The following is a 20,140-nucleotide window of genomic DNA, read 5'->3' as shown; positions in this document are numbered from 1 at the left end:
TGACAGTATGACATCTCATCCGTCACTGCTGCCGTACGCCAGCTTGTATTAACCAGCTTGCCCAAGTGTGGCGAAGGCCATGAAAACGAAAATCTGTAATTCCCGCCGCTTTAGCATTCTCCGGGTGTATTCATGCAACTTTCCTCTGCATATCGATCTGCTGGGTGATTGCTCTCAAATTCAAACTTTGCGCGTTTAGCCTCAACCATTGCGTGAAACTGTTGATAAACACAACCACCGATAATTTACGACTTGCTGATACAACAGAATGGCTCGTAGATTGCCGATTTATATCTCACAGATTCTCATCTTTACCTGAAAGATAAACACTGAATAAACCAAGTGACTTCTTCACTTCGATTCCCGTCGCCGAATGTTAAAATGACGACCTCAACTGCTTCGAAAGAGATCATCGCTTATCGAATACAGCGTCATGAAATAAATAAATTTCTTTGGGAAAAGCTATAGAGAAATTCATTTAATAAATAAAAAATTGATAACGTAATTAATTTTAAGCTTTCTGTTTTTCGGAGAGCACTCGGAAATGGGAATAGTATTTGTATTATGAAAAATAAAGAGTTAGCACCGTCACGTCCTAATATTATTGCCGACTTGATTACTGGGAAACTTACGCCCGGTTCAATCTGGAAGCAAAAAAATTATCGTTTAAAATTTATGATTCGCACCGCAATTTATTTTGGTCCGACTCAAAAAATGTTGGAAAGTCTTGCTCGACGCGCAGACTTTGAATATTTATTGAATGCGCAAACTACGTTGCCAGGTAAACCCCATCGTCACTATTTGATGTTAGGGTTGAGTGCTCGTCAGCGTGCTGCAGCAATAGTCGACTACTACCGCTATATTGACTCGCTGCCAGACTTGCGATTGGCCAGGGCATTTATTTCCCCGCATGAAGTTGCGTTGCTGCAATTAGCAGGAAAAGGCGAAACAAACTTTACTCTTTTGGCCTCTAGTGCGCACAAAGCCGATCGAGAGGGTGAAACAACACTTTGGCTGCGCGATAATAATGACAGGTTATTGGCTAGTTTGACGTTTTGTGTTTTACAGGTAAAAGCGGATTGGTGCCTGGTAATCGGCGGCCTTCAGGGACCTAGGCAACAGGTGTCTCATGAAGTTATTAAGGACGCTACGCGTAACTGCCACGGATTGTTTCCAAAAAGACTGTTGATGGAGTTTATCTGGCTATTGGCAGCGCGAACTTCTATCAGGATGATTCGCGGTGTCAGTAATGATGGGCATGTTTTTCGGGCGCTGCGTTACCGTTTGAACAAGGGGCGTCATTTTCACGCCAGTTATGATGAATTCTGGGAATCGTTGGGTGGTATCAAGGAAAATAAACAGCTTTGGAAACTGCCGGTAATGGCTGAACGTAAGTTATTGGAAAATATTCCGAGCAAAAAAAGAGCCGAATATCGCCGTCGCTTCGAGTTGATGGATAGCATGGCCGAACAAATGAATATGCCTTTGCCTCAACCAGATGAAAGCACAATTGCTGAAGCTATATAGTATTGATCAAGCTGTCGCATATTTAGTCATCTGTTATCAACGGCAGCCAGCGTGAGTAATAACCTTGCTGGTTGCCATGCCCAAATGCCGTTTGCAAATCTCTAATAACGCGGGTAATCGGCGCTTTACCGGGCTGCTTTTCACAATCGAGATATTTTTTTTTCGCATCTTCAGTAAGTTAAATCAGATTTACCGGTCTATATTATTTATAAATTCTTCAGGCATTTTAACCTCATTCAAAAAGTAAAATAATCTGGTAATCCTAATATTATATTTCTTCATCCGAATGTTTCGATATTAATCGCTAATCAGAAAATTGTTATGGAATGTAAGAAAGAGATCCCTCCAGTTATTCCTTGAGAGCAAGCTTTAAAACTGCACTACTCTTTAATGACTGGAATTATAAAAAGGATTAAACATGAATTTGTCTTTGAGCAATCAGGTTGCACTCGTTACCGGTGCCAGTTCAGGTCTTGGCTTCGCCTGTGCCGAAGGATTAGCGGCACAGGGTGCTAGCGTAGTGATTAACTACAACAGTCATGCAGAACCTGCCGAGGCGCTGGCAGCAAAAATTATTTCGCAGGGCGGGCAGGCTATCGCATTAGGTGCAGACGTCTCGAAAGAGGATGATGTCGAGCGGCTGTTTGAACAAACGCTCGCAAAATTCGGGGCGTTGGATATTTTAGTGGCCAACTCTGGATTGCAGAAGGATTCCCCGGTTGGCGAGATGACTCTTGAACAATGGAACAAGGTATTAGAGGTCAATCTCACCGGCCAATTCCTTTGTGCCCGCGCCGCACTGCGCCAATTCCGCAAGCAGGGTTCAAAAAGGGATGTAAGTCGTGCGATTGGGAAAATCATCCACATGAGCTCGGTACATCAGGTTATTCCCTGGGGTGGGCACGTTAACTACGCTGCTTCAAAGGGTGGGGTGGATATGTTGATGCGCAGTATCGCTCAGGAGATTGGTGGCGAAAAGATCCGCGTCAATTCGGTAGCCCCGGGTGCAATAGCAACGCCTATAAATGCTAGCAGTCGTGCAGGCGACGGGACTGAAAAAATACTCAAGCTGGTGCCCTATGGTCGTATCGGCGACCCGGAAGATGTCGCCAATGCTGTGGTTTGGTTAGCCAGTGACCTTTCAGATTATGTCCACGGCACGACGATTTTCGTTGATGGCGGGATGAGCTTGTATCCAGGATTCCAGGATAACGGTTAAACCGATAAAGGTTTTGAAGCCAAGGCCGCCCCTTTTACCACATCGTGATATTCACAACTCTGCTCAACGTGAACAGCAGCTTAAAGCAGGGTTATTCGCGGTCTATAGCTTCAATTCCCGTCCCCGGTTTCATCGGCGCAATCACTACATTAATGCCTTTATCTTTCATACGCTGAATGATTGGCAAAGGCGTGCCCTGATTGACGATCACTACGTCGAATTCTGCGAGGTTGGCAAAACTGTGCAGCGCGCGGCGTTCGAATTTGGTGTGGTCGATCAGCAGGATTCTTTTCTCGGAAGAGTCAAACATCGCGCGCTTTGTCTCGACCATTTCTGCAGATTGGTGATAAACGCGATCGTCGATAATCGCCGACATGCTGACAAAAAACATATCCGCCTGCAGATTGCCGATCTCTTTGCGCGTCATCTGGCCCATAAACGCATTGCACCAGTTATAAAACTGTCCGCCGAGGCCCATCAGCGTGATGTCGCGCATCTCTTTCAGTTCGCTCATCACGGTCAGAGAATTGGTGATTACCGTCAATGGGGCTTTGGACGGCAGATAGCGCGCCATCTGCAATACGGTGGTGGAGTCGTCAAAGAAAATCGCCTGACCCGGTTCGATATAACCGGCCGCTACTTCGGCCAAGGCGCATTTTTCTTCTAACTGGCGGGTTGAACGGTAAACGTCGCTGGACTCGATCAGGCTAGTGGCCGTTGCCGATACCACGCCGCGTGATTTTCTTAGCAGTCCACGCTCGACCAGTTCGTCGATATCGCGGTGGGCAGTCATCAGGCTGATACTAAAACGATCGGTGATATCTTCTATACGAATCGCCCCTTCGGCCATCACCGCTTCGACGATCAGCTGGCGGCGCGCGAGCTGTCTGGCCTGGCGGCTGTCGCTGGGCAGTACTTCCGCCATGAAAACATCGACAGCATTATTTTGAGGAGCCTGAGCCATAGTGATATCCAAAAGACGTATTAACGTCACCCCTGACCATGTACCCGCCGTGGGTGTCCTGTAAAAACCGAGCCTATTACAGCGCTGATTTACCGGTTTGGCAAATCAGCGGAGTAAAAAAACCTGACAGATTGGAATGTTAAGCGCCTGAGCCGTGATTATTCGGACAGTTTAAATGCCGAAGTATATTTCGCCGCGTTGTCTTTATTAATCAACACGCAGTCAAAAAGCTGTTTCTCTTGTTTCGCCCCGGTTTTGCCGGTTTTCAGGAAAGTATCAGCTTCATCAATGGCTTTGGCGGCAAATACGGCCACTGGCTGCATTACGGTATATGCCAGGGTTCCGGCTTTAACCGCGTCAACGGCATCAGGCGATCCATCGAAAGCGCCAACTTTAACCTGATTAAGCTTGCCGGCTTCTTTCAAGGCGGCGATTGCACCCAGCGCCATTTCGTCATTACCGCTGATTACCCCTTTAATATCAGGATGAGCCTGCAACATTGACTGCATTTTGTTGTAGCCTTGAGTACGGTCCCAGTTGGCCACTTCTTTGGCAACCTGTTTCAAATCAGGATACTGCGACAGCACGGTGTCATAACCGTTGGCGCGGGTCGCGGCGTTGTTGTCAGACTGAGAACCCAGCAGCTCGACATAATTACCGCTGTCGCCGACCGCTTTAACCCATTCCTGAGCACCCAATGCGGCACCTTGTGCATTGTTGGAAACCAGCTGTGCCTTGGCCAGACCGCTCTGGTTTAGTTCGGCATTAATCACAAACACCGGAATACCGGCGGCGATAGCTTTTTTAACCGATCCTACCGAGCCGTCGGCGTTGGCTGGATCAAGAATGATCGCTTTCGATTTGTTGGTGATCGCAGTATCAATCAGCTGGCTTTCGGTATTGGTGTCGCCTTTATGTGCGCTGACCGTCGCGGAATAGCCCAATTTTTCAGCCTGCGCTTTGGCAACCTGCCCCTCGGTATACCAGTAAGGGTTGGATGGGTCGTTGACAATAATGGTCATCAGTCCTTTTGCCGCCCAGGAGGGGGTAGCGAACACGGTCATGGCAGCGACGGCGGCAATCGCAAGGTAACGCTTACTATTATGGAACATGTGAGATACTCCAGTGTTGTAGGGTAGATTTTTGTCTTTTTATTAATGACTTATTACTTGCTACGTCTTCCGTATTGCAGGGTATTGAGCAATACGGCCAGTACGATAACCGCACCTGTGAACACGGTTTGCCAGTAGGCTGATACGCCGATAATCACCAGGCCGTCGGAAAGGAAGCCGATAACAAACGCGCCGAGCAGTGTGCCGCGCACGTTGCCGCGACCGCCGGTCAGCGCTGCACCTCCTATCACTACGGCGGCAATCGCGGTGAGTTCATAGGTAGTCCCTGCGGTCGGGCCTGCGGAGGTCAGCTGGGAAGAAAGCACCAGCCCGGCAATTGCAGCACACACGCCGGAGAGCACGTAGACGATAATTTTGACACGTTTAACCGGCACGCCGGAGAGATCGGCGGCGCGTTCGTTACCGCCTGATGCGTACAGCCAGCGGCCAAACGCGGTGCGGCTAAGCAGAAAACCGCAGGCCAGCGCGATAACACACAGGGTCAAAACGCCGATAGGAATGTTGAAGATGCGGTTGAAGCCGAGCCAGTCAAAGCCGGTATTGCCTAGCGCCTGTTCGCCTGAAAGTTTGTTGTAAGTCAGGCCGTTAGTCATCAACAGGGCAATACCGCGTGCAACATATAAAGAGCCTAAGGTTGCCACGAAAGCCGGAACGCGAAACACTGCGACCAGCACGCCGTTAACCAGCCCAACCACCGCGCCCAATGCAATGGTCAGGATGACTACCGCCCAGACAGGGAAATAGAGGATAACCCCGAAGGCTTGAAGGTTGACGCCTTGCATCAGAAAACCGGCAAATACTCCGGCTAAACCCAGCGTGGACCCCACCGACAAGTCAATGCCGCCATTGAGGATAACTAGCAGCATGCCGATGGCGGGCAGCCCGAAGATGGCAACGTGCGAAGCCATCGTCAGGAAGTTGGCTGAATCGAAGTAATTCGGTGACATAAACGAAAACACGATGATTATTAGTACTAAAGCAAAGAATGCGCGTCCTTCCAGCAGCAGCTTGGCAATGCTGAAACCGCGATGGGCCGATTTTTTCCTGGCCTTCTCCGCCGGAGCCGGCGCAGTGTTCAGGGCATGGGTTCTGTTGTTCATAATTTTCGCTTCCCCTTATTTGTGAAGCCATATTCTGTTGGTCAGGCAACCAGCGATTCGCCCGAGGCGGCCATAATCTGTTCTTTGGTAGCACTGGCATCGAAGATGGCCGAAATATGCCCCTTGCTCATCACGATGATGCGATGTGCCACGCTCAAACATTCGCCCACTTCAGAGGTGGAATAAATCACCGCTAGCCCTTTTTTGGCATTCTCGGCCAGTAGCCTGAAAACTTCGGCTTTGGCACCGATATCAATCCCGCGGCTGGGCTCGTCAAGCAAGACAACTTTCGGATGCGTCGCCAGCATCTTGCCGATCACGACTTTTTGCTGATTCCCGCCGGACAGCGAGCCAATAGTGGCCTCGCCGCCGGAGGTTTTTACCGTCACATTACGAATGGAATCATTGACCAGCTGTTTTTCACGTTTGGGCGACAACACCATTCTTTTTACAAATTCCCCGATGCTGGCAAGAGACAAATTTTCACCGACACTCATGGTCTGAATTAGCCCATCGCGCTGACGGTCTTCTGGCACCAGTGCCAAACCGTTCTCAATTCTGTCGGCGATACTGAAACCTGAAATTTCTTTATTATTTAAAGTAATACTGCCTTTTTCCGCGTGAGTTCGGCCCGCGATACATTCCATCAACTCTGTGCGTCCTGCGCCCATCAGGCCATAAATACAAACAATTTCTCCGGCCCGTACTTCCAGTGACAAGTTGTCGACCACCTTGATTCCGGTCGGGCCTTTCACTGTCAGATCTTTCACCTGCAACGCCGGTTGCCCAAACTCGTAGCCGGTCGGAGGTGAACCGAGATCAAAATGCTCACCCACCATGTTGCGGACAATCCACTGCAAATCGATATCTTCACGTTTGGCATAGGCGGTCATCACGCCGTCACGCAGCACCACTGCGCGATCGGTGATTTCCAGCGCTTCTTCCAGATGATGGGAGATGTAGACGATCGCCACTCCTCGACTGGTGAGATCGCGGATGATCTTGAACAGGACTTCAACCTCTACCGCACTGAGCGCCGAGGTGGGTTCGTCCATAATCAAAATCCGCGATTTAACCGCCAGCGCGCGAGCGATCTCGACGATCTGCTGCTGGCCGAGGCGTAAGTCTTCTACCAGGGTCAGTGGGTCGATTTCCTCTTCCAACTCATCCATCAGTTCACGGGCGATTCGCTCTTCTTCGGCGAAATTCACCCCAGTGGCCTGATGTAGCTCGCGGCCAACGAAAATGTTGTCGCGTACGTTCATATTCGGCGAAAGGTTAAGTTCTTGATGAATGATTGAGATCCCGCATTCACGCGCCTGATTGGTCGAATTGAAGATTACCGGCTCGCCGTTAAGCAAGATTTGTCCGGAGCTTGGCGTCACAACGCCAGACAAAATCTTCATCAGTGTCGATTTTCCAGCACCGTTCTCGCCAAACAGCGTAGTCACCTGGCCGCGTCGAATATCAAAATCCACATCTTTCAAAGCGTGGGTTGAACCATAAACTTTGCTGATATTGCGTGCCGACAGCACTATCTCGCCCCCGGTGAGGCTGGCTAATAACTTTTCAGTATTCATTGGACAACCATCTCCACCGGCGTTACCAGCCAGTTTTTCGGATTAAGCAGGCGGAAAACGCCAGTGACTTTGACGGTTTTTCCGCTGAGATTGGCGGTATCGATTTTGCTTAACACCACTTTTTTCATCTCGCGGTTAATACCCGAACCGGCATTTTGATACTCAATCTGGTTTTTGAAATCGCCAAACTGGATGGTGCCGGTAGCGTCGCGCAGGTCGGTGCCGTTAATCGCCGGGCCGGTTTGCAGACGGATTTTGAGATCATCCGGCAGTCCCGCGACCTTCACCTGATAAATTCCCGAGGAACCTGCGCCGACCACGCCGGTGAATGAAACCGAAAAAACCGGCAAAGCGTCGCCGACGCCGTATTTGGTTTTCGCTGCATTGGCATCAGCGTTTAGCGCCGTGGCCAGCGTGGCAGCATCCACCGCGCGGCCCATGACGCTTTTCTGAATTTCCGGAAACGCTTTTTCGCCGTATTTATCCGGTGCAAAAGCTTGTTCGGCTGCATCTTCTGCAGAACCTATTTTTACCACTTTCGTATTCAGGCCGATGGCAACCAGCAACGCCAGTGTGACGGCCAGCGTCACACCCCACCTTTTTAGGGTTCTTGGGCTGACCTGATGTGAAAAGGTGGAAAGGGTAGACATAGCATTGACCTCATAGTGACTGCCTGGTTTAAGCTAAATCACACAGCTAGTGTGATTAATATCATATCTAATCGCGTCTCATTGGCGGTGTAATGTTATAAAATTGAAGATAGTTAACATTAAAAATGTTGCCGCACCTACTTTCTGTCAATCGTTTCCGAGACTTTTTTTCTGGTAGGAGATCTGGATCTCTTTCCTGTTCATTAGGCTATTCAGCGCCTGCTGGTTAATAGACAATAAAGACTTTCCCACCAAATGTGATCATTTATGCAACAAAAATGTGATCGACAACGCTAACTTTAATGAAAAATTTTATTTGATATGAAATTTAATTCATTCTCTATGTTAGCTTAGTGGTATGTTTATTTTCCCCCTTCAAACCTCGGGAGTAATACATGGATAACCGCGACATTATTCTCGGCATAGACTCCGGCACCTCGGTGGTAAAGGCCGTCGCGTTTGACCTTGAGGGTCAACAGTTAGGCTGTGCATCGGTCAGAAATACCTATCAACGTGGCGAAGACGGTTCGGCGTTACAGTCAATGGCTCAAACCTGGCACGATTGCGTTGGCGCAATTCGCAAACTGGGGGATGACATTGAGAATCTGGCTTCGCGGGTGGTGGCTTTGGCCGTTACCGCGCAGGGCGATGGCACCTGGCTGGTGGGCAAAGACAACCGTCCGGTGGGGGACGCGTGGATCTGGCTCGATGCCCGCGCTGCCGAAACGGTGACTCGGCTCGAACGCTCCGAGCTTTCGCGTCAGCGATTCAGCGCCACCGGCACTGGGCTTAATACCTGCCAGCAGGGCGCGCAACTGGCGTATATGAATGTTCACCATCGCGAGCAGCTGGACAGCGCCGAGTCGGTAATGCACTGCAAAGACTGGCTGTACCTTAATCTCACTGGCGTGCGTGCGACGGATCCTTCCGAGGCCTGCTTTACCTTCGGTAATTTTCGCCATCGCGATTATGAGCCGGTCGTGATCGACGCTCTGGGGCTGGGCGATCGCCGTTATCTGCTGCCAGAAATTGTTGATGGTTCACAAATAACACACCCGTTAACGCCTGAGGCCGCCGAGGCTATCGGACTGCGCGCGGGAACGCCGGTGTGTCTTGGCTATGTCGATATGGTGATGACAGGGCTGGGCGCAGGAGTGCATACCGGCGCAGCCGGAGCCGGGAATAACAATACGGCGTGTTCGATTCTGGGCTCGACCGGCGTACACATGCGCTCGGTACATTCCTCCGAGGTTATCCTTAACGCCGAGCAGACCGGTTATGTCATCACGCTGCCGATTGCCAATCAGGTTACGCAGATGCAAACCAATATGGCTGCCGCACTGAATCTTGACTGGTTGTTAAATATGACGCTGACGCTGATTGAAGAGTTTGGCGGCACGGCAGATCACCCGACGCTCGTGAAGCATCTCGATCAGTGGTTGAGCAAAACTCACGCCGATGGCCTGCTTTATCATCCTTATATTTCGCTGGCCGGAGAGCGCGGTCCGTTTGTTAACGCCGATGCCCGCGCCAGCTTTATTGGTTTGCGCTATAGCCACGGTTATGGCGATTTGCTTCGAGCAGTCATTGAGGGGATTGGCATGGCGGCGCGCGACTGCTATCGAGCCATGTCCGACGTCGCCCCGCACGAGCTTCGGCTGTCCGGCGGCGCAGTACGTTCGGCGCAGGTGCGACGGATCCTTTCAGCCTGCATTGGCACGCCGGTGAGAGTCAGTGGGCGCGATGAGGCTGGCGCAGCGGGCGCGGCAATGATGGCCGCAGTGGCCATTGGCGCGTATCCCGATATGGACAGCTGTATTGCCACTTGGGTTACGCCGCTGCTCAGCGCGGTAGAAGTGCCGCCACCAGAGCTTGCCAGCCACTATGATCGGCTGTTTGAAACCTATCGGCAAACTCGGCAGGTTCTGCCGCCAGTGTGGTCCGAATTGCAGTCTATTAATCAGGCGGCACAGCGTCGCGCCTGCAAGGAGTAACCGATGAATGATATTGAACACTACGATGTAGTGGTGATTGGCGGCGGAATCAACGGCGCCGGGATCGCCCGCGATGCAGCGGGGCGCGGGCTGTCGGTATTGATGTGTGAAAAAGACGATCTGGCGCAGGGCACTTCCTCACGCTCCGGCAAGCTGGTACACGGCGGTCTGCGTTATCTGGAATATTACGAGTTTCGGCTGGTCCGTGAGGCGTTGATCGAGCGCGAGGTGCTGCTTAATTCTGCCTGCCACATTATCTGGCCGATGCGCTTTGTGTTGCCGCACAGCCCGCAGGATCGCCCGGCTTGGCTAGTCAGGCTCGGACTGTTCCTTTATGACCACTTGGGAGGGCGCAAAAAATTGCCCGGCACCCGCACGCTGAATCTGGATCGCAGCCCGGAAGGCACACCGCTGCTCGACAGCTATCACCGCGGTTTTGAGTATTCCGACTGCTGGGTCGACGATGCACGGCTGGTGGCGCTCAACGCATTGGGCGCGAAAGAAAAAGGCGCGACTATTTTGACGCGCACCACCTGCGTGTTTGCCAAACGCAGTCAGGACAAGTGGGAGGTTGCGCTGCGTGATGAGAAAAGCGGTGAGATGCGCACGGTGTTTGCCAAAGTATTGATCAACGCTGCGGGACCGTGGGTGCTGGATATCGTCAAACAGGTGACCCATACCACCAGTGCGCGCAACGTGCGGCTGGTTAAAGGCTCGCACATTATCGTGCCGAAATTCTGGGATGGGCAGCAGGCCTATCTGGTGCAAAACCACGACAGGCGAGTGATTTTTATTAACCCTTACGAGGGCGACAAGGCGCTAATCGGCACCACCGATATTCCTTATAAAGGACAAGCCGAAGACGTCGAGGCCGATGAGAGCGAAATCCAGTATCTGATGGACGCGGTAAATCGTTACTTCAAAGTCAAGCTGCGCCGCGACGATGTGATCCGCCATTACTCCGGTGTGCGACCCTTGTTTGACGACGGCAAGGGCAATCCATCCGCCGTAACCCGTGACTATGTGTTTGATCTCGATACTCAGGGCGGCGCACCGCTGCTGCACGTATTTGGCGGTAAAATCACCACGTTCCGCAAGCTTGCCGAGCACGCGATGCAAAAAGTGGCGAGCTTTCTGCCGAACATGGGGCCGGATTGGACCCGTGATAGCGTGCTGCCCGGTGGTGAAATTGAAAACGCCGATTTCGAGACGTTTACTCAGAAGCTTAAAAATGACTACCCGTGGCTGCCACAGCCGTTACGCAAACATTACAGCCGACTGTACGGTTCGCGCACCAGCAATTTGATTGGCGGCGCGGTTTCGCTTGCCGAGTTAGGGCAACACTTTGGCGGCAATTTGTATGAAGCCGAGGCGCGTTATCTGGTCAACAGCGAATGGGCGCAGCGTGCCGAGGATATTCTCCTGCGTCGCACCAAGCACGGCCTGCACCTGAATCGTGAACAGGCCAGGGCTTTCGAGCAGTGGTTCGAGCAAAACCTGGTTTCACATCCGCCGATTATTTTGCAGGCCAATGTAGGCTAGGAGGAGGCAACATGGCACTGACTCTGTCGTTAAACACCAATCCGCTGGTCAATCGCTTTGCCGAACCAGAGGATTTGATTCACACCGTGGCGCGCGATATCCGTATTCGCGACTTGCAGCTCACCCACGAGTTTATCAATCCATCGTGGCCAGCTTCGACCGTGCGTAACCTGACTCGTCGAATGAAAAAAGCGATGGACGAGACCGGAGTCAGAGTGACATCAGGCATGACCGGGCCTTACGGGCGACTGAATCATTTTGGCCATCCCGATGCCGACGTGCGCCGCTATTACATCGATTGGTTTAAAACCTTTGCGGATATCATCGCCGATCTGGGCGGTAAGTCGGTGGGTTCGCAATTTGCTATCTTTACTTATCAAGATTTTGACTATACCGAGCGGCGTGAGGCACTGCAAAATAGGGCGCTGGAATGCTGGTGGGAAGTGGCAGAGCATGCCAAAGCCGCAGGGCTGGAATTCCTGTTCTGGGAGCCGATGAGCGTAGGCCGAGAATTTGGCGAGACGATTCAGAACAGCCTTATGTTGCAAAAATGGCTGACTGAAGCCGGATTGCCGATCCCGATGTGGATGATGGCAGATATCGATCACGGCGACGTAACTTCTGAAAATCCAGGGGATTACGATCCCTATATCTGGGCTGAAGCGGTACCTCGCTACTCGCCAATCATTCATATCAAGCAAAGTATGTTAGATAAAGGTGGTCATCGCCCCTTCACTGCGCAGTATAATGCGCATGGCCGAATTCAACCCGAGCCGTTACTTAAAGCGTTTGCCAGCGGTGGCGCACGAGACAACGAAATCTGTCTCGAGCTAAGTTTCAAAGAGCGTGAGCCAAATGACCGACAAGTGGTCGCGGAAATTGCCGAAAGTGTGGCATTCTGGGCGCCGCACATTGATACCGGCAGCCAGCATCTATTGCTTTAACGGCGTAGTATCGTGGATGATAAGGGCGATACCCTTGATTATAATGATGATATCATCGAACCTTTACTGGAGTTTTTATGACCGCCCCAATTAAGATTGCCTATATTAAAGCTAACTGGCATGCCGATATTGTTAACCAGACGCTGGTAGGCTTTAAGCAGTATCTTGAGAGCAATCAACAGGCGTATGAGCTTGAAGTCTATGATGTTCCCGGTGCATTTGAAATGCCTTTGCTGGCCAAGCGCCTGGCAAAGCGTGGCAATGTTGACGCCATCGTATGTGCCGCATTAGTCGTCGATGGGGGTATTTATCGTCACGAGTTTGTCGCGCAGGCGGTTGTCAGCGGCCTGATGCAGGTTCAGCTTGAAACCGACGTGCCGGTATTCTCGGTTTCCCTGACGCCGCACAACTTCCAGCCTGAAAAAGAGTTCACTGACTTTTACACTCAGCACTTCATCAAGAAAGGCGCAGAAGCAGCCAGAGCAGTAACGGCAGTTCACGCAATTAAATGACAGGGTAGTTGTCGAGGTAATCCATGAAACATTCTTCCTCGCAGGCGGACGCAGACGAATCCCTTGCACTTCGGGCCGCATGGCTGCACTACGTGGGAGGATTGACTCAGGCAGATGTCGCAAAACGCCTTGGTTTACCTTCGTTAAAAACTCACCGAATGATTGCTCGGGTCGTGGCTGACGGCGCGGTAAAAGTGACTATTGACGGCGATATTGTCGAATGCGTAGAGCTCGAGAATCGCCTGAGAGAACGTTTTGGTCTCAACTTTTGCCGGGTCGCGCCCGATCTCGCTGAAACCGGCTTACCGGTTCGGGCTTTAGGCATGGCGGGCGCAGACTATCTCCGTGGCCTGCTTTCCTCTGACACGCTCACCACTCTTGGCGTCGGCCATGGTCGCACCCTGTCTTCTGTGGTTCATCAACTGCCACGTATCGATGCACAAAACATCCGTTTCGTCTCTTTGCTCGGTTGCCTGACGCGCAACTATGCCCTCAATCCGCACGATGTTATGCACCGTATTGCCGAGAAAACTGGCGCTCACGCTTACATAATGCCGGTGCCTTTTTTCGCCAATACTGTTGAAGATAAAGAGGTTTTACTCGCACAGCGCGGAGTAAAGGAAGTGTTTTCGATGGCAGAAGGCGCGGAGGTAAAACTGGTAGGCATCGGCACGGTAGAAGCGGCGGCTCAGCTGGTTGAGGCTGGAATGGTTGAAGAAGATGAGATGCGTGATATTTCAGCTTCCGGCGGTGTCGGCGAGCTAATCGGCCATTTCTTTGACTGCAACGGATACGCTATCAACACTCAGCTCACCGCAAGAACGTTGGCAGTCACTTTGGATGCCAACCGCAACGACAAAATTGTCGCCATCGCGGGCGGGGAAAACAAAGTCGAGGCAATCCGCGCAGTGTTGGCCAGCGGATTGCTGCACGGCTTAATCACCGATGAAACTACCGCCAACGCCTTAGTCTCAAATCAGTGATCCTCAAGGACGGGCAGCTTCATGCGATCAGTGAGTTTTGGCTGACGAAAGCAGGCTGCTATCTCACGTGACAAGCACCAGCCCAACAGATTAAAACGCCGTGCTGGTCTCGTGTAAATGCCGCCAGAAGATTTGCTCCGGTGCGCTGCGCTCAAACACGGCGGTGGAATAGCGCAGCGTCACTTTTCCCGCAAATGATTGTTTCTCCTGATATTGCACTACCGCGCCGTGCTGCCATTCGCTAACCAGCCGCAGATCAAACACTTCGATTTCCAGTCCCGCTTTAGTGCCGCCGTTTGCACGGAAAAATCCGCAAAGCCCGGCATAATCCAAAACATTCCCGGCGATACCCACCATGCTGTAGCTTTCGCTGAAACGGGCGATTAATGGGTCACAAACCTCTTGCTTGCTATGACTGCCCAGCCACTGTTGGATTAACACGTGGGCGTCGATGACTTCATTGAACCAGGGATTGCTGTACCGCATAAATTCTCCACTATTTTTAACGTGATAAATATTTTGTCTGCTGGCCAGCTAAGGGGATAACTTTGCTATCAGCGCACGATTGTCCAGCCGTAAACATAGCGCGATCGGCAGCAACGCAATCAGAGCGGCAATAGCAAAGCTGCTCCGATAAACCATCGCTGACGGCTCATGACTCATTTGAGCAAGAAAATTAAACAGCAGACTCATCGCTGTGATCCCAAAACAGAAGCTCAGCTGTCTGTTGATATTCCACAGCGCGCTGGCATCGCTCAACTGTGTATCGGCAATATCAATATAGGCGGCGCTTTGCGCAGTGCTGCTGCACAAGCTGCTGCCAAACCCCATCAAGGCAAAACTGAGGATCTGCACCCAGCGCTGCTCTGCGTCGACGACAAGCGCCAACATGGCTATGCCGCAGCCGGTGACAAGGCAGCCGACAATAAACAGCGGGCGTGGGCCAAGGCGATTAAACTGCTTGCCAGTCAGGCTGATAGCGAAAAATGCCGCCAGCGCCCAAGGCAGCATCAATTCGCCGACCGCAGTCGCTGACATCAACAGAATGTTTTGCAGATACAGCATGGTTAGCAGGCTGACTCCGGTAAACACGCCGGGGATCAACTGGTAAATCAGCATTGAAGTCCGCAGAAGCGGTTGCTGCAGCAACCGCAAATTTAGCAACGGATTCGTTTTACGCAACGACTGGTGGACATAAACTGCCAGCAGCAGTAATCCGCTCAGCAATAATTCACTGCCTTGCAGTTTGTCTTCAGGAGAGCCCAACTCCGTCAAGCCAAGTAAAATCAGCGCCAGCGCCGTGCATGAGGTCAGCAGCCCGATAATATCCAGTCTGGCAGCCACCTTCTCAACGGTATCTCTTTCGAGCCAAAGAGCGGCAAGGATCAGCGTGAGTGTTGCCAAAGGTATTGAGGCAAAAAATACCCAACGCCAGCCAAGATGGTCGGCAATGACTCCGCCAAGGGCCGGTGAGATAGCAGGAGCCAGCAGACCAACCAGCATAATTATCGCTGAAAGCCGGGCGCGCTGATTGGCCGGATATAATGAATAGACCAGCGTCTGGCCGATGGGGATTAGCAATCCTCCGCCCAATCCTTGCAGCACACGCCAGCCAATCAGCGTTCCTAAATTTTCCGCCGAGCCAGCTCCCCAGGTCGCGATGATAAAAGTGGCCACAGAAAGCAAAAACAGTAGCTTCGACCCAAGGCGTGTCGCCATCCATCGGCTTGCGGGAATAATCAGAGTCAATCCCAGAATATAGCCGTTGCTGACCCACGCCATCTGCTCCACGCTAGCGTGAAAGCTGCGTGAGATCGCCGGATAAGCCACGTTGCTGATAAACATGTTAATCAGATCAATAAAGAATCCGAGCAGATACACAACCGCAACGCGCGTTCGATAATTCATGGCAATCTCCCTAATCAGGCAGCGAGTGTAAATAACTGAAGCTGGCAGATAAAGCCGCTGAGAGCAGTTACACTGTCAAAATAATTTTGACAGTGAGAGAGGGGAAGATGCTAAATTTCCAGCGTCTGGAGATCTTTGTTAACGTGGCGGCGATAGGCAGTTTTACCGCTGCAGCCGAAGGAATGGGCCTGACGAAGGCGGTGGTGAGCTTTAACGTCAAACAGTTGGAGGCAGAACTGGGCGTGGCGTTATTGCATCGCACCACGCGAAGAGTCTCGCTGACCGCAGCGGGAGAACGGTTTTATCAGCGTTGCCTGCAGCTGTTACAGGATGCAGAAAGCGTGGTCGATGAGGTAAAACGCGATCATCAAGGACTGAGCGGAGTGCTGCGTTTAACAACCACGCCGGAGTACGGCGCGAAATTTGTTGTTCCGGCGCTGGCAAGCTTTGCGCAACGCCACCCTCAGTTGCGCATCCAGCAGGTTTCGTCTTCACTTCACCATGATCTGATTGCCGAACGTTTTGATGTCGCAATCCGTCTTGGACAACTTGCAGATTCCAGCCATCACGCCAGCCTGATCAACAGCTTTGCGATATTACCTGTGGCCTCTCCAACGTGGTTACAGCGCCATGCCCCACAGGGGATCAACAGCCTGGCGCAGTTATCGCAGGCCAGGTGGATTGCCCATAGTCGGCTGCGTACCCCGCTGAGTTGGGTGGTGGTCACGCCAGATAAGCAGAGTTGCCTGTTCAACGTTGAGGAAGGAGCCGCCATCATGGCCGATAATGCTGCGGCGCTATTATCGTTTGCGCTTCACGGTGCCGGTGTTGCGCTGTTGCCGGAATGGCTGGTCGCGGAGGAGATTGCTCAACAGCGTTTGTCCGTTCTGCTGCCTGGTTATACTTTTCCACGACAGGGCATCTATGCGGTTTATCCAAATACTCGCTACGTTGCCGATAAAGTCAGGTTATTTATTGACCACTTGCGCGCTGAAACCTCGTTAAACGAAGTGTGATGCAGATCACATTTCATCGGTAATACTTATCCAATTCAAATAATGCATAGTTAATTCCTATTAGCCTGCTGTTAATTCCGCTTTGACAGAATAAATAATAGAAAATAATGACGATGTGAAGACCTTAATTACACATTATCAAAATTGCCGAAATCACTCAGCTTATGGCCGCTTGCAAAGATTGATTAAGCAAAATTATGTCGAATAATTGCCCGTTAAAAGGCGTTAGCGGTTACACCGAGAGCCTCTTTTAGCAATAAATAACCGGCTAATTGATAATGTTAAATCACGATTTAAAAATCCATCGCGGTTGGATGACTTAATTATGAACCTTTTGGTTCATAGTGAGAGGTGCGAAAGTGCATTCGATTGCTTAATTTTATGTATATGTTTTTATTTGATTTTTTAATTATTATCAATTGATATAACTTCGGTAATAATCCCTGTTTTTTAAAAGGAAATATAAAAATAATTGTTTTTAAAGGGTTGGTGTAAGCGATTACACTCTTGTGTTATACATAATAGAAACTTCCACATAACGTTAAAAATCAGCTCCGTTAACCCTGCGTGCTATATTTTTTAAAACAACGCGATTCTGTAAAGTTCTGTATATACTATCCGATAGATAAATTTTATATTATGCGCCGACGAAACACGGCTCTGGGGATTACGACTCTTCTCTGACTTATTAATAGCAGACAACGAAAGCGTAAGCAGGCTTAACTGACAAATCGAAATCTTTCCGTGAATAACAAAACTTCATTTTCAACTCTCGTGTTGCTGTCGATTTTTACACCACTCACAGCCAGCTATGCGCAAACCACTGCGATGGCTGAAAACGCTGTTGCCAAAGAAAATGACAGCACAACGAAAGACAAGAAAGCTGCGGCGAAAGACAGCTCAGTCAAGTCCGATTCTTCTCAGAGCAACACGCTATTGATTGTTGCGCAACAGCAGCAGGGCGGCTTGTCAGAACTCGACACGCCCGCAGCCGTCAGCGTGGTCGATGGTGACGATATTCGTAACAGCAGACCTCAGGTCAACCTTTCCGAAAGTTTGCTTGGCGTACCAGGTTTGCAGGTGCAGAACCGCCAAAACTATTCACAAGATCTGCAATTATCCGTGCGCGGCTTCGGTGCCAACTCAACTTATGGCGTCAGCGGCGTGCGCATCTATGTAGACGGCATTCCTGCGACGATGCCTGATGGGCAAGGGCAGACCTCCAACATCGATTTGGCATCGGTAGATAAAATTGAAGTTTTGCGCGGGCCTTTCTCAGCGCTGTATGGCAACGCTTCCGGCGGCGTGGTTAATGTCGAAACCAAATCTGGCAGCCAGCCGACCACGTTGACTGCCGGAACCTATTTCGGCAGCTATGGCTCATTTCGCAACAGTGTGACTGCATCGGGCGCTACCGGCGATGGCACTCACGCCGGTGACGTAAATTACACGATTTCTGCATCGCGCTTCACCACTCGCGGCTTTCGTGACGACAGTGCGGCGCGCAAGAATCTTGGCAACGGCAAGCTTGGCGTGCGTATCGACGATAAAAGTACCCTGACGCTGATGTTCAACAGTGTCGCGGTCGATGCCAACGATCCCGGCGGTTTGACCCAGTCTGAGTGGAAGGCTAACCCGACACAGTCGCCGCGTGCCGACCAGTACAACACTCGCAAGTCTATTGATCAGACTCAGGTCGGTTTGCGTTATCAGCGTGAGATAACCGATAACGACGAGCTGACCATCATGACTTATAAAGGTGTGCGCCACACCACCCAGTATCAGTCAATCCCCAAAGCAGTGCAGGCCAATCCGGCTTATCCGGGTGGGGTGATCGTGCTCGAGCGGCAGTATCAGGGAATCGATACCCGCTGGAAGCACGAGGACCAGTGGGGCAGTGTGCCGTTCACCATTATTGGCGGGCTGGATTATGAAACCATTACTGAACGTCGCCACGGCTATGAAAACTTTGTGGTGGACAACGGTGTGACCGATTATGGGGTCAAGGGTGACGAGCGTCGCAATGAAAGGAACAAGATGTGGAATCTTGACCCTTATTTGCAGACCACCTGGCATCTCACCGATCGCTGGACGTTGAACGCGGGGTTGCGCTACAGCACCGTGAGTTTCGACTCTAAAGACTATTACATCACCGCCGGTAACGGCGATGACAGTGGCAGCAAACGCTATCACAAAGCATTGCCGATGGCCTCGTTAAGCTACGCGCTAACCCCGGCCTGGAACGTTTATGTTTCAGCGGGGCGCGGCTTCGAAACGCCGACGATCAATCAGCTGTCGTATCGTCCTGATGGCACAAGCGGCCTGAACATCAATCTGAAACCTTCGACCAGTAACACCGTCGAGATTGGCAGCAAGACCCGTATCGGCTATGGCTTGCTGACCGCAGCACTGTTCCAGACCGACACTCAGAACGATCTCGCTGTCGCCACCAGCGGCAGCGGTCGCAGCAGTTATACCAACGTCGGTAATACCCGTCGCCGTGGTCTGGAACTGTCGTTTGACCAGCAGTTCGCCTCGGACTGGCGAGTACATATGGCCTGGACGCTTTTGGATGCAACCTATCGTGATGACGTGACCACTGCCGTCAGCTCGATCCCTGCTGGCAATAAAATGCCGGGCATTGCGCGAAATTCTGCCTATGCTTCATTGGCCTGGGCACCCGAGGAAGGTTTCCACGCGGGTGCAGAAATCCGTTACATGAGCGATATTCAGGCTAATGACGCCAATACCGCACAGGCGCCTGCTTATACGATTACCAGCCTGAACGCCGGTTACCGTCTGGACTGGCGTAACAACTGGTCGTTGGATTTATTCACTCGCGTTGACAACCTGTTCGACCGCCATTATGTCGGCTCGGTAATCGTGAATGAAACCAACGGACGCTATTACGAGCCGGCACCAGGAAGAAATTGGGGCGGGGGCGCAACACTTACCTATACTTTCGAATAATCGCCTAATAAAAGTACATTGGCACCCGCCAGGGAACAGGACAGGGCCTTTAAAGAACCTAGAGCAAGCCACTCTCAGTATTGTTTTAACCGGGTATT

General features: G+C 51.3%; 16 protein-coding genes and 1 pseudogene. 9 read left to right on the top strand and 8 right to left on the bottom strand.

Going from position 1 to position 20,140, the window contains the following annotated elements:
- Nucleotides 1-34 precede the first annotated feature (34 nt).
- Nucleotides 35-112 (bottom strand): annotated as a pseudogene (locus tag SPM24T3_RS26150) (tyrosine-type recombinase/integrase); the annotation flags it as partial.
- 452 nt (nt 113-564) lie between these two features.
- Between SPM24T3_RS26150 and SPM24T3_RS11575 the strand changes: the two are divergent.
- Nucleotides 565-1,527, top strand: a complete 963-nt coding sequence (locus SPM24T3_RS11575; RefSeq protein WP_009636936.1) for a VirK/YbjX family protein — start codon at nt 565-567, stop codon at nt 1,525-1,527.
- Between the two features lie 418 nt (nt 1,528-1,945).
- On the top strand, nt 1,946-2,746 hold the full coding sequence (locus tag SPM24T3_RS11570) for an SDR family oxidoreductase (protein WP_009636935.1): 801 nt from the start codon (nt 1,946-1,948) through the stop codon (nt 2,744-2,746).
- 91 nt (nt 2,747-2,837) lie between these two features.
- On the opposite strand, the gene SPM24T3_RS11565 is transcribed toward SPM24T3_RS11570, so the two are convergent.
- From SPM24T3_RS11565 to SPM24T3_RS11545, 5 genes are all read right to left on the bottom strand, one after another.
- Nucleotides 2,838-3,710, bottom strand: a complete 873-nt coding sequence (locus SPM24T3_RS11565) for a DeoR/GlpR family DNA-binding transcription regulator (protein WP_009636934.1) — start codon at nt 3,708-3,710, stop codon at nt 2,838-2,840.
- A 158-nt stretch (nt 3,711-3,868) separates the two neighbouring features.
- Nucleotides 3,869-4,822: a D-ribose ABC transporter substrate-binding protein gene (locus tag SPM24T3_RS11560; protein ID WP_009636933.1), complete on the bottom strand. Its 954-nt coding sequence runs from the start codon at nt 4,820-4,822 to the stop codon at nt 3,869-3,871.
- Between the two features lie 53 nt (nt 4,823-4,875).
- Nucleotides 4,876-5,943: an ABC transporter permease gene (locus tag SPM24T3_RS11555; protein ID WP_009636932.1), complete on the bottom strand. Its 1,068-nt coding sequence runs from the start codon at nt 5,941-5,943 to the stop codon at nt 4,876-4,878.
- Between the two features lie 41 nt (nt 5,944-5,984).
- The gene (locus SPM24T3_RS11550; protein ID WP_009636931.1) at nt 5,985-7,523 is read right to left on the bottom strand and encodes a sugar ABC transporter ATP-binding protein; all 1,539 of its coding nucleotides are present in this window, start codon (nt 7,521-7,523) and stop codon (nt 5,985-5,987) included.
- On the bottom strand, nt 7,520-8,173 hold the full coding sequence (locus SPM24T3_RS11545; protein WP_037378283.1) for a DUF2291 family protein: 654 nt from the start codon (nt 8,171-8,173) through the stop codon (nt 7,520-7,522). The genes SPM24T3_RS11550 and SPM24T3_RS11545 overlap by 4 nt, the downstream gene beginning before the upstream one ends.
- A 395-nt stretch (nt 8,174-8,568) precedes the next feature.
- Between SPM24T3_RS11545 and SPM24T3_RS11540 the strand changes: the two genes are divergently transcribed.
- The 5 genes from SPM24T3_RS11540 to SPM24T3_RS11520 all read left to right on the top strand — a co-directional run bounded on the left by SPM24T3_RS11540 (nt 8,569) and on the right by SPM24T3_RS11520 (nt 14,148).
- A complete protein-coding gene (locus SPM24T3_RS11540) occupies nt 8,569-10,167 on the top strand; it encodes an FGGY-family carbohydrate kinase (protein WP_009636929.1) in 1,599 nt (532 codons plus the stop codon).
- A gap of 12 nt (nt 10,168-10,179) precedes the next feature.
- Entirely contained in the window at nt 10,180-11,709 is a 1,530-nt protein-coding gene (locus SPM24T3_RS11535) for a glycerol-3-phosphate dehydrogenase (protein ID WP_369699989.1), read from the top strand.
- Nucleotides 11,710-11,720: 11 nt separating this feature from the next.
- Nucleotides 11,721-12,653, top strand: coding sequence for a sugar phosphate isomerase/epimerase (locus SPM24T3_RS11530; RefSeq protein ID WP_009636927.1), 933 nt, complete (start codon nt 11,721-11,723; stop codon nt 12,651-12,653).
- A 77-nt stretch (nt 12,654-12,730) separates the two neighbouring features.
- Nucleotides 12,731-13,165, top strand: a complete 435-nt coding sequence (locus SPM24T3_RS11525) for a 6,7-dimethyl-8-ribityllumazine synthase (protein ID WP_009636926.1) — start codon at nt 12,731-12,733, stop codon at nt 13,163-13,165.
- Nucleotides 13,166-13,188: 23 nt separating this feature from the next.
- The gene (locus SPM24T3_RS11520) at nt 13,189-14,148 is read left to right on the top strand and encodes a sugar-binding transcriptional regulator (protein WP_009636925.1); all 960 of its coding nucleotides are present in this window, start codon (nt 13,189-13,191) and stop codon (nt 14,146-14,148) included.
- 90 nt (nt 14,149-14,238) lie between these two features.
- Here SPM24T3_RS11520 and SPM24T3_RS11515 read toward each other — a convergent pair whose 3' ends face one another.
- Together SPM24T3_RS11515 and SPM24T3_RS11510 are read right to left on the bottom strand one after the other, a co-directional pair.
- A complete protein-coding gene (locus tag SPM24T3_RS11515; protein ID WP_009636924.1) occupies nt 14,239-14,634 on the bottom strand; it encodes a hypothetical protein in 396 nt (131 codons plus the stop codon).
- A 48-nt stretch (nt 14,635-14,682) separates the two neighbouring features.
- Nucleotides 14,683-16,056 (bottom strand): DHA2 family efflux MFS transporter permease subunit, encoded by a 1,374-nt coding sequence (locus SPM24T3_RS11510; RefSeq protein WP_009636923.1) that lies wholly within the window; start codon nt 16,054-16,056, stop codon nt 14,683-14,685.
- A gap of 107 nt (nt 16,057-16,163) precedes the next feature.
- On the opposite strand from SPM24T3_RS11510, the gene SPM24T3_RS11505 reads away from it, so the two are divergent.
- Both SPM24T3_RS11505 and pqqU read left to right on the top strand, forming a co-directional pair.
- A complete protein-coding gene (locus SPM24T3_RS11505) occupies nt 16,164-17,072 on the top strand; it encodes a LysR family transcriptional regulator (protein ID WP_009636922.1) in 909 nt (302 codons plus the stop codon).
- A gap of 744 nt (nt 17,073-17,816) precedes the next feature.
- Nucleotides 17,817-20,042, top strand: coding sequence for a TonB-dependent receptor PqqU (gene pqqU, locus SPM24T3_RS11500; protein WP_009636921.1), 2,226 nt, complete (start codon nt 17,817-17,819; stop codon nt 20,040-20,042).
- Nucleotides 20,043-20,140 lie beyond the last annotated feature (98 nt).

The organism is Serratia sp. M24T3 (assembly GCF_000257645.1).
Lineage (GTDB): Bacteria > Pseudomonadota > Gammaproteobacteria > Enterobacterales > Enterobacteriaceae > Rouxiella.
Note: the sequence above shows the minus strand (reverse complement) of the source record. Positions and strands in the feature narration are given on the sequence as shown.

Excerpts from the sequence above, each read along its gene's own strand:
- SPM24T3_RS11540 (WP_009636929.1), top strand. The coding sequence starts at position 8,569 with ATGGATAACCGCGACATTATTCTCGGCATAGACTCCGGCACCTCGGTG.
- SPM24T3_RS11505 (WP_009636922.1), top strand. The coding sequence starts at position 16,164 with ATGCTAAATTTCCAGCGTCTGGAGATCTTTGTTAACGTGGCGGCGATA.
- SPM24T3_RS11525 (WP_009636926.1), top strand. The coding sequence starts at position 12,731 with ATGACCGCCCCAATTAAGATTGCCTATATTAAAGCTAACTGGCATGCC.
- SPM24T3_RS11545 (WP_037378283.1), bottom strand. The coding sequence starts at position 8,173 with ATGTCTACCCTTTCCACCTTTTCACATCAGGTCAGCCCAAGAACCCTA.
- SPM24T3_RS11520 (WP_009636925.1), top strand. The coding sequence starts at position 13,189 with ATGAAACATTCTTCCTCGCAGGCGGACGCAGACGAATCCCTTGCACTT.
- SPM24T3_RS11550 (WP_009636931.1), bottom strand. The coding sequence starts at position 7,523 with ATGAATACTGAAAAGTTATTAGCCAGCCTCACCGGGGGCGAGATAGTG.
- SPM24T3_RS11530 (WP_009636927.1), top strand. The coding sequence starts at position 11,721 with ATGGCACTGACTCTGTCGTTAAACACCAATCCGCTGGTCAATCGCTTT.
- SPM24T3_RS11560 (WP_009636933.1), bottom strand. The coding sequence starts at position 4,822 with ATGTTCCATAATAGTAAGCGTTACCTTGCGATTGCCGCCGTCGCTGCC.
- SPM24T3_RS11575 (WP_009636936.1), top strand. The coding sequence starts at position 565 with ATGAAAAATAAAGAGTTAGCACCGTCACGTCCTAATATTATTGCCGAC.
- SPM24T3_RS11555 (WP_009636932.1), bottom strand. The coding sequence starts at position 5,943 with ATGAACAACAGAACCCATGCCCTGAACACTGCGCCGGCTCCGGCGGAG.
- SPM24T3_RS11515 (WP_009636924.1), bottom strand. The coding sequence starts at position 14,634 with ATGCGGTACAGCAATCCCTGGTTCAATGAAGTCATCGACGCCCACGTG.
- SPM24T3_RS11510 (WP_009636923.1), bottom strand. The coding sequence starts at position 16,056 with ATGAATTATCGAACGCGCGTTGCGGTTGTGTATCTGCTCGGATTCTTT.
- SPM24T3_RS11570 (WP_009636935.1), top strand. The coding sequence starts at position 1,946 with ATGAATTTGTCTTTGAGCAATCAGGTTGCACTCGTTACCGGTGCCAGT.
- SPM24T3_RS11565 (WP_009636934.1), bottom strand. The coding sequence starts at position 3,710 with ATGGCTCAGGCTCCTCAAAATAATGCTGTCGATGTTTTCATGGCGGAA.